Here is a 14,247-nt window from a genome sequence, read left to right as displayed (position 1 = left end):
GAAAAGCTGTACCTAACACAGGTCCAGCTTTTTTTTATGAAAATACTTCCCCTATTTATCCCATGGATGAAAAACTTTCTCCATCCAGGTGTTGGAGCGCCTCTTCCAAAAATTGAAGAATCTCAGGAGAGAGGGGGTATAAGCCCAGCTCAGTGGAAGCTTGAGGAGACTTTCTCGCTTCCCAGAACTTATCGGCTAATTCAGGATCCTTTTTAAAAAGGTCTTTAGATAAGAGTAGGCATTTTTGAGCGATGATGCTGGCTTCCTCTGATTGAGGTTCTACTCTTCTCTTCAAACATGATTTTATTTGGTTAATTAGGTCAATCCATTCCTGGCTTGATGGATCTTCCATTTTCGGAAGTCGGCTTTTCAGCTTAGTTATTTCCTCCTTACTAAAATAGTCTTCCCAGTGATTTTTTTCGGTGTTCTCTCTAACAAGCGGAAGTAACTGGTCCCAGTTCAAATCACCTTCAAGCTTTAGAACGTGGCAGAGGGCCTGCGTTTGCTGCCGTGACTTCTCAAGCTGGCTGATGGTATCATCAAGCTTCAATTTGTGGAGAGTCAGCACTTCTTCTATCGTAATTTTATTCAATACTTTTTTTATATCCGCAAGGCTCATTGCCGAAGATTTAAGCAACAAGATTTTTTCAAGTTGAATCAGCTCTTTATTCGTATACAGCCGTTTTCCGGATTCATTTTTATTCGGTACTACTAGTTTAATTTGGTCATAGTATCTTAAAGTTCGTACAGAAATATTTAAATGCTTGGCGGCTCCACCAGACGTATAATATTCCATTTCCATTCTCCTTATCAAAAAAAATCTTGCAAATGACGCTGCGTAACCTAGTATAGTTAAGGTAACAAACAGGTAAGGGGAAGCGGTATAGATGAATTTTCTTGGCTGGCTGATTGTAGCAAGTGAAGTCGGATTCTGGGTCTTTATTTTAACAGGATTAATTATACGATATATTTTTAAGAGGAAAAAGTTAGGGCTGTTTTTTCTGGCATTAACACCTCTAATTGATTTAATTCTTTTGATTACTACAAGTGTTGATTTATACAGAGGGGCAGAAGCAGGTACGGTTCATGCGATAGCTGCAGTTTATATCGGTGTTTCGGTTGCTTTTGGCAAGAGTATGATCGAATGGGCGGATGTGCGGTTTAAGTACTACATTACGAAAGAGGGACCTGCACCTGAAAAACTCGGCGGATTACCGTATGCCAGGCAGTATTTTAAGAGCTGGATCCGTCATGTGTTTGCTTATCTGATGGGTGCTGGATTTCTAGCTGCTCTTATTTTCCTTATAAATGATCAAGAGAGAACAGAAGCTTTGGACGGTGTCCTAAAGTTATGGACACTAGTTTTAGGCCTTGATTTCTTAATTGCTCTCAGTCATTTTATTTTTCCTAAAAAGATTAAAGAAAATAAACCCCGTTTGTTTGGCTGATCTCTTAAAAATGAAAAAGACCTCTACCTCCATAAGGTAAAGGTCTTTCTTAAATTTTCCTGCTAAATTAAATGCTGTTATTTTTATAAAAAATTATTTGCTGCTTCGATTTCCCGGTTATTATTGCATAGGTTATAGAGAGGTTATTTTACTTTTTTCCAGTATGCAGCTTCTTTGCTGGAACGAAGTGGCGGGAAAGTTTCTCCGCTTTCAAGTTTTACTTGTTTTTCATCTTCTGTAGGGTTACTGCTTTTTCTTCCATCAGTTAAACCATCAAATTCATAAGTGCCGTTTTCTGGAGCCTTTTCACCTGTTTTGTAACGATCTGCCATAGTTAAACATCTCCTTTAATACATAATTTTGTAAATCTGATCTCATAGGATTTATAACCGAACATGTAAAGAGTTAAACGTAAAATTTGAGGGAGAATGTGTTTCGGCAATCAATTTGTGAATTACATAGACCTATACTGTATAAGGAGGAACATCATGGAAGAATGGCTTATGCGTATTATCAATGAATACGGCTACTTAGGCATTTTCTTATTAATTTCGCTAGAGAATATTTTCCCGCCCGTACCTTCAGAGGTTATTTTAACGTTTGGAGGTTTTGTAACGACTACCTCTCATCTTAGTGTATTTGGTGTGGTATTGGCTTCGACTGGGGGATCTGTTGCCGGTGCGGTCATTCTTTATGGAATAGGTCTACTGTTAAATACTGAAAGACTTGAAAGGATTATTGAAAAATGGGGGCATATTTTACGTCTGACGAAGCAGGATGTCCGTAAAGCGGACAAGTGGTTTGACCGTTATGGTCCATGGACGGTATTTTTCTGCCGATTTGTCCCTTTGATCAGAAGTCTGATTTCGATACCTGCAGGTATGTCTAAAATGAATATAGGTGTTTTCTTAGTATTTACTACATTCGGAACGCTGATTTGGAATGTTGTACTTGTAGTTTTAGGAGCCTCTGTTGGGGAATCGTGGTCAGAGATTGTTCGTTACATGGAAGTGTATTCAAAATTTATTTATGCCATATTGGCTGTTCTCATTGTGAGCCTGGTTGTTTTGTATATAAGAAAAAGAAGGTGAATCTTCGTTTTCTCATTCATTTTTTTATAAAAGAATTCTTCTCTTTATTTGCCGGAAACCTTATAATGGGAACGATAATAAAGAGAAGAGAGTGTCTCTTATGACTAACGATCATTCATTGAAAATTGTAAATCCGGCCTCCGCTTCAATCATTATGGCTTTAGGCGTTTTTCTTTACGCAGCAATAGAAGCCCTTCCTTTTTTTCATTTGGTTATAGGACAGGTACTCACGGGGGTTCTTGCAGTTTTTGGAATCATCATTTACTCAGCCCTTGCCCGTCAGCTGTTTCGCGGTTTCTTTTATAGTCTTTTGAAAAACCCTGTAAATTCATTTGTCATAGGATCATGGATCGCGGGACTTTCCGTTTTGAGTGAGGTAACTTTAAAATACTATCCTGATTTGCTGGCAGCCGCACAAGCGATTGCCGTATTAAATACAGGCCTTTATGTTTTATTTATGGTTATTTGCATTTACAGCTTTACAAAGCTGATCAAATATTCTGGAGCTCATTCGCCCCACGGAACGGTTTTATTATCCACGGTAGCTACCCAGTCTCTAGTTATACTTTGGGGAGATATGTTTCCTTTCCTTCCTACATCACTATTGATGACGGCCACCCTGGCTGGGATTGTTTTTTACTTTATTGGAATCTTTTTAATTGGCCGTCGATATAAACTTCATCATTGGTCGATCGCAGAAGATTGGACAAGTACGAATTGTATTATTCATGGAGCTTTATCTATTACGGGTCTGGCCCTCATCGCAGCAGGCGGCATCTCGCCGTTTTTTATGTTAATTTATTGGCTGATTGTATTTAGTATGGTTCTCCTTGTAGAATTGTTAGAAATATTAAGGGCTGTAAAGAGAGTTCGGACATATGGCTGGAAAGAAGGTGTCTTCACCTATAATGTCAGCCAATGGTCGAGAAATTTCACATTTGGCATGTTTTACGCTTTCACGATGATGAGACATGAAGGTGCTTATTATTTACCTGGCATGTATGATTTCCATGAGACCCTCCTTTCCTTAGGCGTCTGGGTGGTTTTCTTTTTCCTGGCCGCAGAGATTATTGTATGGGCAGGATCTAAATGGGTATCTTCAGGGGATTTCCCATTTAAGATATAAGCCAGTATAAAAAAACTCTCTAAAATTAGAGAGTTTTTTTATCTTTAATTAGATTTAGGAGAACGGAAGGTTCAGGCTTTTATAACACTTGTTTTATAAGCTTAACTTTTGTGGGTTTTTCTTTTTCGAAAAAATAAAGGTATGGTTTTCTTTCTAAGGGGTAGTATTCTATTCTTGTCGGAACAATTTTAAGTTGATGAAAAAACTGTTCATTGGAATGAACGTTTTTTAAGAGAAGGCTGCATTCATTACCGACACTATCCATAAACAGAGCTTCTGTAAATCCTGCATTCTTAATCAGTGGAAGTAATTCCAAAATAATGACTCCTTAAATCAGGCATGAACCAACCTTAACATAGACTAAGAATATTATCCTCCAATAGTGGTTGGAGATTATAGAAAATAATGGCGGGTTAATAACAGTAACATAAACATATTGAATTTGAGTCAGGTGGTAAAGACGGTGTCAAGGTGATAGCATGCCACAAAAAAATTAATGCCTGATTTTCGGCTGCACGCTCTGTCCCGGCGATTTATAATAAAGGTATCAAATCAAACCTATAAATTGAGGTGACACAGTTGCTGCCACTGGAATTAGAAAAAGAGTACTATCAAGCATTAATAGATCGAAAAACAGAGTATGAAGGTGTCTTTTTTGTTGGTGTAAAGACAACAGGTGTTTTTTGCAGGCCTACCTGTCCGGCGAGAAAACCTAAATGGGAAAACTGTGAATTTTTTGAAACGGCAGAAGAGGCACTTTTAGCCTCATTCCGCCCCTGTAAACGATGCCGGCCTCTCTCTCATCCAGACCTTGTATCAGAAATTGTGTCTGTTTTGGTGGATGCCGTTGAAAAAGAACCAGAGAAACGGTGGAAAGATGAAGACCTTCAACGCTTTTCGGTTGATCCTTCAACGGCAAGGAGACAATTTAAGAAGAGGTTTGGAATGACTTTTGTAGAATATGCCAGAGCCAGAAGAATGGGATTGGCATTTAGACACATAAGAAACGGCCATTCCGTAATTGATACACAGATTTCCACGGGGTATGAATCAAGCAGCGGTTTTAGAGACGCGTTCTCTAGCATTATGGGTACACCTCCCGGACTTCAGGAGAATTGTAATGTTCTTAAGGCATCCTGGATGGATACTAGGCTTGGACCTATGGTGGCTGCAGCAGATGATGAAGCTCTTTATCTGCTCGAATTTGTACAACGCCGGGGGCTTGAACGTGAAATTGAACGATTACGGCAAAAAACGAAGTCTGCCATAATTCCGGGATCTACCGCAATTATAAGTTCCCTTGAAGTAGAATTAGATAAATATTTTGAAGGGACATTAACAGAGTTTAAAACTCCTGTAAAATTGCTCGGGTCCCCATTTCAAAAGCAAGTATGGGAAGCCTTGCAGAAAATCCCTTATGGGGAGACGCTGTCCTACGCAGAGATGGCTGCTTCTCTTGGTAAGCCTACTGCTTATCGTGCGGTGGCCCGTGCTAATGGAGCAAATCAGATTGCTGTCATCCTTCCCTGTCATCGTGTAATAAATTCAAATGGAGAATTAGGGGGATATGGCGGTGGAATTCCACGAAAGAAATGGATGATTCAACATGAAAGAAAATCCTTGCAAAAATAAGGGCTAGTCAGGAGATCCCCTGGCTAGCCTTTTTAAAATTATCCAATTGGCATTCCATGACGCTGGTAAGCTGCTGCTTCTAAACTAGAAATCCCGTTCATTTCTGCAAACGCTGAGACCTTTTCATTGATTCTCGGAGCATAAGCGTCAGGCGGTGCGGCATATCCCATTTGTCTCCTGCGTCCGGCATTCCTGCGGGCAAATGGACCCCAGATTGCGAATGTCAGCCCTGGTGTCTGGATATTCACAAAAAATGTATCGCCTTTTGCTGAAAAGGTAGGACCTGCGAGTTCAGAATTATTTAGTAGATTCTCAGCAAATACATAGGTTTCTCCCTCTGGTGTCATTCCGATAATGCGGTCTACTCCATCTCCATCTTCGGCAATCCATAAATCTCCCCATGGGGTAATACAAATGTTATCCGGCATTTCAAGGTCATTGGCAGAAGTTGATTCATAGAAGAGCTCGAGTGTATTTGAAGCCGGAATATACCGGTAAACCCGACCTAAGTCTTTGCTGCCTGCTGATGTATCATCAAACCAGAAGACCCCGCCTTCAAAATAAGCTCCTTCTAGACGGCTGAACTGGATACAGCCTTTCTGTCCAGCATCAAAGGTTGGTTTTTCAGGATCGACATCTTTCCATACAATTCCGAATTCCTGCCCTGTATAATATTCACTTGTGTGATTACCACTCATTTTCTCCATGGCCGCTGCCTGCAGCTTTCCACCTTTTTGAAGGGCACCGACTCTTTGGCTGCGGTCATTAGGAATGAAGCGGTATAGATAACTCGGTCCTGCATCTTCGGTTAAATATACAATGCCAGTCGCCGGGTCAATGGCCGTTGCTTCATGTGAAAATGCTCCCATGTCACGAATAGGCGTACGGGACAACTTGTTTTCAGGGTCCAATGGATCAACTTCAAAAACGTAACCATGTCCTTCTTTCAATGTTTCTTCACAAGTCAGCCAAGTGCCCCAAGGTGTGGCACCTCCTGCGCAATTACGGATGGTACCAGAAGAGGAGACGTACTCTTTCTGGATTTTTCGATCAGGGCCTACAACCAGAGTAGTCGTTCCTCCTGTACGATCTTTTTGATAAGGGTTTTTTCCAATGACAGGATATTTCGTATTTCCATCAAGTTCATGATTTCTTACGAGAACAGTAGAATTGTCTTTACCTGGAAAAGCAGCCATACCATCGAATTTTTGAGGGATCGGACGTCCGTCAGATAGTTTTTTCCCTTCTTCAGAAATTATTCGATATTGAAACCCTTTGGGAAGGTTAAGAACTCCGCCGGGATCTTTGGAAAGAGGACCATACCCAGCAACTGCTTTTTTTGCTCTGCCCGGAGATGCCAGTGCTTTGCTTTCACTAAAAGAAAAAAGTCCTGTAGTACTTAAAGCCATGGCTGCGGTACTGATTCCACTTACTTTAAGAAAGTCCCTGCGATTGATATTTTTATTCATTCATTATTCCTCCTCAAGCCGCTTTATGTTCAGCTGATGTTTTTAATTGCCGTTTATAAACAAAGCTGGATAACGTAATACTTATTTCATATAGAAGCAGTAAAGGTGCGATAACCAGTACATCTGAAAGAAAGTCAGGTGGTGTAATAAGGACAGATAAGACAATTAATAAAAAGTAAGAAACTTTTCTCGCTTTTTTAAGCCGTAACGGATTTAAAATACCTAAACGTGTTAAGAACAATACGATTAAAGGCATTTCAAACAATAATCCAAAAGGAACGGTAAGGCTGAGCATAAAGCGAAAGTATTTATCTGCAGTAAACATCATGGCAAACTGGCCTTCAGACAACCCCAATAAGAAATTAAGCACAATTGGAAATAAGAAAAAATATCCAAAGGCCATTCCTCCTAAGAAAAGAAGGAAGAGGGGAGGAATGAACTGCAGAGTGATTTTTCTTTCCCTGCTGCTTAAGGCAGGGGATACGAACAGCCAGATTTGAAAGGCAGCTACCGGAATTGTGAGTGAGATGGCTATGACGGCTGCAATCATTAAATAAACCCAAAGGATGTCACCTGGTCCCAGAATGGCAAGTTTCGCATTCAAATCCCTGATCAGCCAGCTATAAATGGGTTTTACAAAAACAAAGCCGAATATGATAAAACCTATAAAGGCTGCGAGAGTAAAAATAATACGGTTTCGCAGCTCTTCTAAATGTCCGATCAGCTGCAGTTTTTTCTCTTCCACCTTTTGTTCCCCTCCTTAAGCCTTAACGTGCTGAGGACTGCTCGTTATTCTGCTCTTCATCCTTTGTTTCTTTCTCCTTCTGTTCCTTACCTTTTCCTTCACCTGAGATCAAATCTTGAGAAGCATTTTTAAATTCTGTGAGTGTTTTGCCAAAGGCCCGTCCGATTTCGGGAAGCTTGGAAGGACCGAAAATGATCAGGGCAATGACTAAAATTAAAATCAATCCTGGAATGCCGATGTTTGTGAGCATGGTTTTTATTCCTCCTCTATTAATTCAGCTGCTTTTGCTTTTTAGACTGAATGCTGTGGGCGTTGTCATGTGCTTTATAACGGTCCGTTTCCACCTCATCCGAAAATTGCTTGCCTTGTGGAACGATGGAGGCTGAAACCTCTTTTAAACCTTCCTGATCCTTTTCATAAACAAAGGAAGCCCTTGTTGAGATATCTGCTCCCTGGTGGGTTACAAACGGAATGACGCGATAGTCTGTTTTCCATCGGGTAGGAGTGACTTTACAGCGAACATATCCCCTGTAGTCATTAAAAAACTTAATATGTTTGTTCTGTTCTAATATTCGTTCTGTATCAGCCCGCTTATCAGCGCCATTTCCTCCCGATGTAATAGAAGTCCCGACGAACTCTGCTCCTAGAACGCGGGAGGTTATGTCATTAAAATCAGCGAGAAGATTCGATGCCCAGCTGGCATGGACATCTCCTGTTAGTACAATTAAATTATTTAGTTCTTTATAATTGGCAAAGTCTGTAATACGGTCACGTGCCGGTGTGTATCCATCCCAACCATCCATACTGAATAATGGTTCTTCTTCACTTGGTCCGTAATTACGCTTAGAGAAGAAAATCTGCTGAGCTAAAACATTCCATTGAGCCTCTGAATGATCCATCCTATCGAGCAGCCATTGCTCCTGTTCACTTCCGAGCAGTGTCCGGGAAGGGTCAAGCGATTCTTCTGTCTGAGGGGAACTTTTATCGCCGTTTGCTTGATCAGAACGGTACTGCCGGGTATCCAGTACATAAAAGTCAGCAAGGCTGCCATAAGAAAAATCGCGGTATAATTTCATATCCGGCCCATGCGGCATGGAAGATTTTCTAAGCGGCATATGTTCGTAATAAGCCTGATAGGCAGCAATTCTCCGCTTAACAAATTCCTCTACAGACTGTCCTTTTTCAGGGATTTGATCGGCATAATTATTTTCAACTTCATGGTCATCCCACGTCACTACCCATGGAAAAGCAGAATGGGCGGCCTGAAGGTCCTTATCTGACCGATATTGGGCATGGCGATTGCGATAATCTTCAAGTGATCTGATTTCCGGGCCTTTATGCATCCTTACATTACCGCTTCCTGAAATATATTCATTTGGGCCATATTCATATATGTAGTCCCCGAGGTGAAAGACAAGGTCGAGGTCTTCTTTTGCCATATGTTTATAAGCCGTGAAATATCCGTGTTCGTATTGCTGACAGGATGCAAAAGCAAAAGTAAGTTCTGATACAGGAGTTCCAGAGGCAGGAAGGGTTTTCGTTTTGCCTGTTGGACTGAAATCCTGACCTGCTTTAAAGCGATAATAATAAATAGTATTTGGCTGAAGGTTCTCCACCTCTGCATGAACAGAATGAGCAAGGTCCGGGGAGGCAATTTCTGTACCTCGCTGAACGATATTCCTGAAATTCTCATCTGTTGCTATTTCCCATTTCACCGGGATGCTGCGCTGTGGCATCCCTCCGCCATTTAAAGGATCAGCTGCTAATCTTGTCCATAATACAATACTGTCATGGAGAGGATCTCCAGATGCAACGCCAAGCGTAAAAGGGTAGTTTTTAAACTTTTCTTCAGCTTTTACATGAACGGTTCCTAAGGACTGTGCAATAACCATACCAAGGGAAATTCCGGCAATTTTACCGGCTCCGTGAATAAAATCCCTTCTGTCCAAATCTTTTTCTAATGTCTTTTCATTCAGCTGTTGAATTAATTGCTCCATTGATTTTTTCTCAGTCATACGTTCTGCTCCTTTCCTGTTTAAGTAACACTTGGTATTATAGGTGGTAATTTTTAATGAATTGTAAATGAATGTAAATTGATTGAGGAGGCTTGCAGGGTAAACGGCCTATGTTTTATTAATTTGGACCAAAGGGATTTTAGTCACTTCGTGTTCTAAGCATGATGCCAGTACAGGGGAATCAGTAAAATAATCCTAAAATTCTTAACAGATAATCCATGAAAACTAAATATTCCCATAGATTGTGGTAATATTTAAAATATTGGCCAGCGAGTTTAAAAGAGTTAAAAAGATGGTAGATTCAATGAAGGAAAATAGATTGTCAGGAAAGGTGTTTTCATCATGCTTCATAATCCAACAGGAAAAGAACGTATAGCACTCGCTTTTCTTCTGGGAATGCTTGGGATCCTCGGACCTCTTAATATTGATATGTATTTACCGAGCTTTCCGGGAATTGCGAGTGATTTAGAAGCGAGTGCTTCACTAGTACAGCTCAGCTTAACGACTTGTTTAATCGGGCTAGCAGTCGGGCAGATTGTCGTTGGTCCGATCAGCGATGCTCAGGGAAGAAGAAAGCCGTTAATTATTTCTCTCTTATTATTTGCTGTTTCTTCTCTACTGTGTGCTCTGGCTCCAAATATTATTACTTTAGTAGCGGCCCGCTTTTTACAAGGGTTTACCGCATCAGCAGGTGTGGTGCTGTCACGTGCCGTCGTTCGTGATGTGTTCTCAGGAAGAGAGCTGACGAAATTTTTCGCATTGCTTATGGTCATTAATGCTACAGCACCGATGATTGCTCCAATGGCTGGAGGAGCAATTCTGCTGCTGCCATTTGCCAATTGGCAGACCATTTTTTACACACTTAGTTTACTTGGACTGTTAATTGTATTAACTGTTTTTCTAAAATTAAAAGAAACCCTTCCAGTGGAGATGAGAATTCCAAGCTCAGTGGGCAGCTCAATTGGAACGATTGGCAGTTTGTTTAAAGACTCTTCCTTTATTGGTTATGCATTAACTATAGGATTTGTCCATGGCGGCAGTTTCGCTTATGTGTCAGGAACACCGTTTGTTTATCAGGAAATCTATGGTGTTTCTCCCCAGGTGTTTAGTATCCTTTTTGGCATAAACGGGCTGGCAATTATTTCAGGAAGCTTTATTATCGGACGCCTGGGAGGATATATTCATGAAAGGACCCTTCTGAAAACGGCGGTAATTATTGCAGCAAGTGCCACGACAGTACTTTTAACGATGACTATCGTGGAAGGGCCGCTGCCTTCCATCGTTATCCCGATCTTTATTTATATGACAGCGATGGGAATGGTTTTAACAAGTACGTTTACACTGGCGATGGAAAAACAGGGACACCGGGCAGGAAGTGCGAGCGCTGTTTTAGGAATGCTTCCACTCTTATTTGGTTCACTAGTTTCACCTCTAGTAGGTATTAATGAAACGACAGCTGTACCGATGGGGGCCATTTTATTCACTACTTCTTTAATAGGTTTAATCTTATTCTTTACCTTAACAAAGCATCCGGAGAAGCAGGAAACAGAAGCAGAACAAATAACCCGTGAAAGAACAGGGAGCGGGAAAATATAGTTTATAAAAGCAGACCACTCATAGAGCGGTCTGCTTTTTTTGCTGCTTATATGGAAACCTCTCGAACTATAGAAGGAGAAAAGTTACCATTCAGTTGGCATAACTTTGAAACTTTTAGTAGTAAAGCCTAGATTCGAATTTTACCAAATAAGGGAATCAGAAAGAGAAAGGAAGTAGTAGTGGAGAGGAGTATACATATGTCAAAGAAGTTATTAGCTTACCCTTTTTTAGCTGCCTCAATCAGTTTTGGTTTAGGGGGCTGTCAGGAGTCGTCACGGGAAACAGGATCACAGGAAGAACAAGAGGAAGAAGGGGCTGCATGGTCCTATGATGGGGAGACAGGTCCTAAAAATTGGGGGGAATTAGACCCTGAATATGCAGCTTGCGCTGAGGGGGAAGAACAATCGCCGATAAATATAAGTCTATCTGATACAAATGAAAGTGAGGAGATGGAGGACATATCGTTAAACTATCAACCTTCTAATTTCTCATTAGCTAATAACGGTCACGCCGTTCAGGCAAATGCGAAAGGGGCAGTTAATACGATGGTGCTGGGAGAAAAGGAATATCAGCTTAAGCAGTTTCATTTTCATGCACCCAGTGAGCATTTAATTAGTGACCAGACGTATGACATGGAACTGCATTTTGTACATGAAAGTGAAGATGGGAACTCGGCTGTCATTGGAATCATGATAGAAGAAGGAAAAGAGAATGAGGCATTATCAGAATTCTGGGACGAACTCCCTGCTGAGGAAACCGAACAGAATGTAGAGCTTGAGGAACCAATTGATGTAGAAGGATTAATTCCTGAAGATCAAACTACCCTCCATTATGAAGGCTCATTAACCACCCCTCCTTGTACTGAGGAGATCAATTGGGCTTTGTTTAAAGAACCTGTCCAGGCCTCAAAAGAACAAATTGAGGAATTCAAACAGATTCATAATGATACAGATCGGCCAGTCCAGCCCGTAAATGAACGGGAAGTCATTGAAAACTAATGAGCTGCTAAGAAGAAAAGAGGTTAACAAAAAGGGATCACCATCCATACAGGTGATCCCTTTTGCATAGCGTTCATAAAAAATAAAAACCTGTTCCTTAAAGGAACAGGTAAGAGGATAAACAGCTTAGGTGACCCAACCATGTAAGAATCATTCGCGATCTTACATTCTTTCCAACTATAACTCGAGAATAATTCTTAAAAATCCGCTTCCTCCAGTCAGTGGTTAAGTCTAATTTTTACCCTCCTTTTTTAAAGAAAGGGTGGTTTTTGCAAAAATACACTTAATTGTACAACTACCTTTATAGGTGGGATTCAAACCTATATTAGGGTCATAGTCTTACAAATTAAATGGGTAAATCTGCTCTCTCTGCTATGCTTATACATGCAGAGCCAATCCGGATGGCCTCATAACAGGGCGTTTCCCATTCCTATCCACAGGTTTTGTGTTCCCTTTTATGACCATCAAATCTATTCGTAATGGAAACGAATTTTAGATGGTTGAGCCGCCTAAACTGTTTATTTAATTGATTTTATCTTTTGTACACTTTTATTATAACATTGAAAGAAGAAAAGGTACATAGTTTTTCGAATAAAATGTCAGCGTTTACATAATTGTTTTAATAGGATTTGTTGGGATATTAAACATTGAGATGTAAGTTATGGAAACCGGTTTACAAAATAAAGATGAATTTTCTGAAAAAATGCTTGAAAACGAATACAAAACCGCATATAATCAATTTAAGTTGTTCAATCAATTGATTTTTTTTGAACATTTAGGAAACCGGTTTCCTAAATGATTCAGCACAATAACAAGGAGGAAAGTCTAGATGAAATTGAAAGGAAGTCTGCTTTTAGTACTGTTGATCAGTATCAGCGTCTTTTTGTTTGCCTGCAGCGGAGATGATTCAGCTTCTGGAGAAGAAGATGTTACTTTAGATTTTTGGGTATTTGGAGCAACAAACTATGAAGAATTAGCAAAAGAGTATGAGGAAGAAAACCCTGAGGTTAAAATTAATATTAAAACATCTGAACTTGATGACCATCATAATAGTTTATTTACTGCAATATCAGCCGGGACAGGAGCACCGGATCTTACTATGATTGAAGTGGATCAGCTGGATCGTTACAGAGATGCTCAGGAACGGTTTGTTAATTTGTATGATTTAGGTGCAGATGAAATTCAGGATGGATACTTAGAATGGAAGTGGAATGTGGCGGAGAACGGGGAAGGAGATTTCCTCTTTGGTCTTCCAACAGATATTGGTCCAAAAGCTATGTACTATCATTCGGAGGTATTTGAAAATGCAGGTCTTCCAACAGACCCAGATGAAGTGAGTCAATTAATTTCTTCACCTGAAGCATTTGCAGATGCTGCGGATAAAGTGTTGGAAAGCACAGACAAACCAATGGTAGATAGTATGGAAATGGCGTTTAGAGCGAATATGGATGCTCTTGAAGTCAGCTATTTTAATCGTGACGGGGAGTTATTGATTAACGAAGAAGATAATGGCGTGAAAGATGCTTATGATTATGCTGTTGAGTTGAATGAAAAAGGCTATGTAGGTGACTATGAAATGTGGACGCCTGAGTGGGCAAATGCATTAAACAAGGGAGATTTTGCAGTTGAAATGGCGCCTGCATGGTTGAAAGGATATATGACAGAGAATGCACCGGAAGCTTCTGGAAAATGGAGAGTAACTACACTTCCTGACCAGTTTGCTGGAAACTGGGGAGGCTCTTACGTAGCTATCCCTGCTGAAACAGAGCAGAGTGAAGAAGCTTATGAATTTGCTAAATGGCTTCTTTCTCCAGAAAATCAAATGAAGTCCTTTACCGAAAGCGGTCTGTTCCCATCTACTCCAGAAGTATATGAGATGGAAGAATTCAAAGAAAACGAAGATGAATATTTTGGCGGGCAGAACACGGCGGCTTATTTCGCAGAAGCAGCTAAAGAGATTCCGGAAGTTTACAAGGGGCCTAAGTATGTAACCGTTAACAATGAAGTGTTAACAGCACTTAGAAATGTACAGGAAGGCGGAGACCCAGAGAAAGAGTGGCAGAATGCCGTTGAACGTATTGAAGGCTTGATTCAACGGTAATTAATAAAGGGCCGAATGTTTTTCTG

At 40.5% G+C, this 14,247-nt stretch carries 14 protein-coding genes; 7 read left to right on the top strand and 7 right to left on the bottom strand.

The annotated features are described in order from the left end of the window. Nucleotides 1–55 precede the first annotated feature (55 nt). Complete coding sequence (locus B7E06_RS17785) at nt 56–796, bottom strand: MerR family transcriptional regulator (RefSeq protein ID WP_179134086.1); 741 nt, start codon at nt 794–796, stop codon at nt 56–58. 91 nt (nt 797–887) lie between these two features. Here B7E06_RS17785 and B7E06_RS17780 point away from each other — a divergent pair, with 91 nt between their 5' ends. Continuing rightward, complete coding sequence (locus B7E06_RS17780; protein ID WP_082235274.1) at nt 888–1,448, top strand: hypothetical protein; 561 nt, start codon at nt 888–890, stop codon at nt 1,446–1,448. 143 nt (nt 1,449–1,591) lie between these two features. Here B7E06_RS17780 and B7E06_RS17775 read toward each other — a convergent pair whose 3' ends face one another. Beyond that, nucleotides 1,592–1,780, bottom strand: a complete 189-nt coding sequence (locus B7E06_RS17775) for a YjzC family protein (protein ID WP_082235273.1) — start codon at nt 1,778–1,780, stop codon at nt 1,592–1,594. A gap of 156 nt (nt 1,781–1,936) precedes the next feature. Between B7E06_RS17775 and B7E06_RS17770 the strand changes: the two genes are divergently transcribed. After that, nucleotides 1,937–2,539 (top strand): DedA family protein, encoded by a 603-nt coding sequence (locus tag B7E06_RS17770; protein ID WP_082235272.1) that lies wholly within the window; start codon nt 1,937–1,939, stop codon nt 2,537–2,539. A 100-nt stretch (nt 2,540–2,639) separates the two neighbouring features. Next, nucleotides 2,640–3,665 (top strand): TDT family transporter, encoded by a 1,026-nt coding sequence (locus B7E06_RS17765; protein WP_082235271.1) that lies wholly within the window; start codon nt 2,640–2,642, stop codon nt 3,663–3,665. A gap of 79 nt (nt 3,666–3,744) precedes the next feature. Here the strand turns inward: B7E06_RS17765 and B7E06_RS17760 are convergent, their stop codons facing one another. Beyond that, nucleotides 3,745–3,981 (bottom strand): hypothetical protein, encoded by a 237-nt coding sequence (locus B7E06_RS17760; protein WP_082235270.1) that lies wholly within the window; start codon nt 3,979–3,981, stop codon nt 3,745–3,747. Nucleotides 3,982–4,244: 263 nt separating this feature from the next. On the opposite strand from B7E06_RS17760, the gene B7E06_RS17755 reads away from it, so the two are divergent. Beyond that, nucleotides 4,245–5,297, top strand: coding sequence for a bifunctional transcriptional activator/DNA repair enzyme AdaA (locus tag B7E06_RS17755; protein WP_082235269.1), 1,053 nt, complete (start codon nt 4,245–4,247; stop codon nt 5,295–5,297). 38 nt (nt 5,298–5,335) lie between these two features. Here B7E06_RS17755 and B7E06_RS17750 read toward each other — a convergent pair whose 3' ends face one another. From B7E06_RS17750 to B7E06_RS17735, 4 genes are read right to left on the bottom strand one after another with little or no spacing between them, the layout of a single operon-like run. Beyond that, nucleotides 5,336–6,766: an alkaline phosphatase PhoX gene (locus tag B7E06_RS17750; RefSeq protein ID WP_082235268.1), complete on the bottom strand. Its 1,431-nt coding sequence runs from the start codon at nt 6,764–6,766 to the stop codon at nt 5,336–5,338. A 13-nt stretch (nt 6,767–6,779) separates the two neighbouring features. Beyond that, nucleotides 6,780–7,511, bottom strand: a complete 732-nt coding sequence (gene tatC / locus B7E06_RS17745; RefSeq protein ID WP_082235267.1) for a twin-arginine translocase subunit TatC — start codon at nt 7,509–7,511, stop codon at nt 6,780–6,782. A gap of 22 nt (nt 7,512–7,533) precedes the next feature. After that, a complete protein-coding gene (gene tatA, locus B7E06_RS17740; protein WP_082235266.1) occupies nt 7,534–7,761 on the bottom strand; it encodes a twin-arginine translocase TatA/TatE family subunit in 228 nt (75 codons plus the stop codon). A 19-nt stretch (nt 7,762–7,780) separates the two neighbouring features. Further along, entirely contained in the window at nt 7,781–9,526 is a 1,746-nt protein-coding gene (locus B7E06_RS17735; RefSeq protein ID WP_082235265.1) for an alkaline phosphatase D family protein, read from the bottom strand. Nucleotides 9,527–9,868: 342 nt separating this feature from the next. On the opposite strand from B7E06_RS17735, the gene B7E06_RS17730 reads away from it, so the two are divergent. The 3 genes from B7E06_RS17730 (at nt 9,869) to B7E06_RS17720 (ending at nt 14,221) form a co-directional block, all read left to right on the top strand. Next, nucleotides 9,869–11,122 carry a Bcr/CflA family efflux MFS transporter gene (locus tag B7E06_RS17730; protein WP_082235264.1) on the top strand — a complete coding sequence of 418 codons (1,254 nt, stop codon included), beginning with the start codon at nt 9,869–9,871 and terminating at the stop codon, nt 11,120–11,122. Nucleotides 11,123–11,319: 197 nt separating this feature from the next. Beyond that, complete coding sequence (locus B7E06_RS17725; protein WP_082235263.1) at nt 11,320–12,120, top strand: carbonic anhydrase; 801 nt, start codon at nt 11,320–11,322, stop codon at nt 12,118–12,120. Between the two features lie 829 nt (nt 12,121–12,949). Beyond that, complete coding sequence (locus B7E06_RS17720; RefSeq protein WP_082235262.1) at nt 12,950–14,221, top strand: ABC transporter substrate-binding protein; 1,272 nt, start codon at nt 12,950–12,952, stop codon at nt 14,219–14,221. Nucleotides 14,222–14,247: the final 26 nt, after the last annotated feature.

Source organism: Halobacillus massiliensis, assembly GCF_900166625.1.
In the GTDB taxonomy this organism is placed as follows: domain Bacteria; phylum Bacillota; class Bacilli; order Bacillales; family Halobacillaceae; genus Halobacillus_A; species Halobacillus_A massiliensis.
Note: the sequence above shows the minus strand (reverse complement) of the source record. Positions and strands in the feature narration are given on the sequence as shown.

Excerpts from the sequence above, each read along its gene's own strand:
- B7E06_RS17785 (WP_179134086.1), bottom strand. The coding sequence starts at position 796 with ATGGAATATTATACGTCTGGTGGAGCCGCCAAGCATTTAAATATTTCT.
- B7E06_RS17780 (WP_082235274.1), top strand. The coding sequence starts at position 888 with ATGAATTTTCTTGGCTGGCTGATTGTAGCAAGTGAAGTCGGATTCTGG.
- B7E06_RS17775 (WP_082235273.1), bottom strand. The coding sequence starts at position 1,780 with ATGGCAGATCGTTACAAAACAGGTGAAAAGGCTCCAGAAAACGGCACT.
- B7E06_RS17770 (WP_082235272.1), top strand. The coding sequence starts at position 1,937 with ATGGAAGAATGGCTTATGCGTATTATCAATGAATACGGCTACTTAGGC.
- B7E06_RS17765 (WP_082235271.1), top strand. The coding sequence starts at position 2,640 with ATGACTAACGATCATTCATTGAAAATTGTAAATCCGGCCTCCGCTTCA.
- B7E06_RS17750 (WP_082235268.1), bottom strand. The coding sequence starts at position 6,766 with ATGAATAAAAATATCAATCGCAGGGACTTTCTTAAAGTAAGTGGAATC.
- tatA (WP_082235266.1), bottom strand. The coding sequence starts at position 7,761 with ATGCTCACAAACATCGGCATTCCAGGATTGATTTTAATTTTAGTCATT.
- B7E06_RS17735 (WP_082235265.1), bottom strand. The coding sequence starts at position 9,526 with ATGACTGAGAAAAAATCAATGGAGCAATTAATTCAACAGCTGAATGAA.
- B7E06_RS17730 (WP_082235264.1), top strand. The coding sequence starts at position 9,869 with ATGCTTCATAATCCAACAGGAAAAGAACGTATAGCACTCGCTTTTCTT.
- B7E06_RS17725 (WP_082235263.1), top strand. The coding sequence starts at position 11,320 with ATGTCAAAGAAGTTATTAGCTTACCCTTTTTTAGCTGCCTCAATCAGT.
- B7E06_RS17720 (WP_082235262.1), top strand. The coding sequence starts at position 12,950 with ATGAAATTGAAAGGAAGTCTGCTTTTAGTACTGTTGATCAGTATCAGC.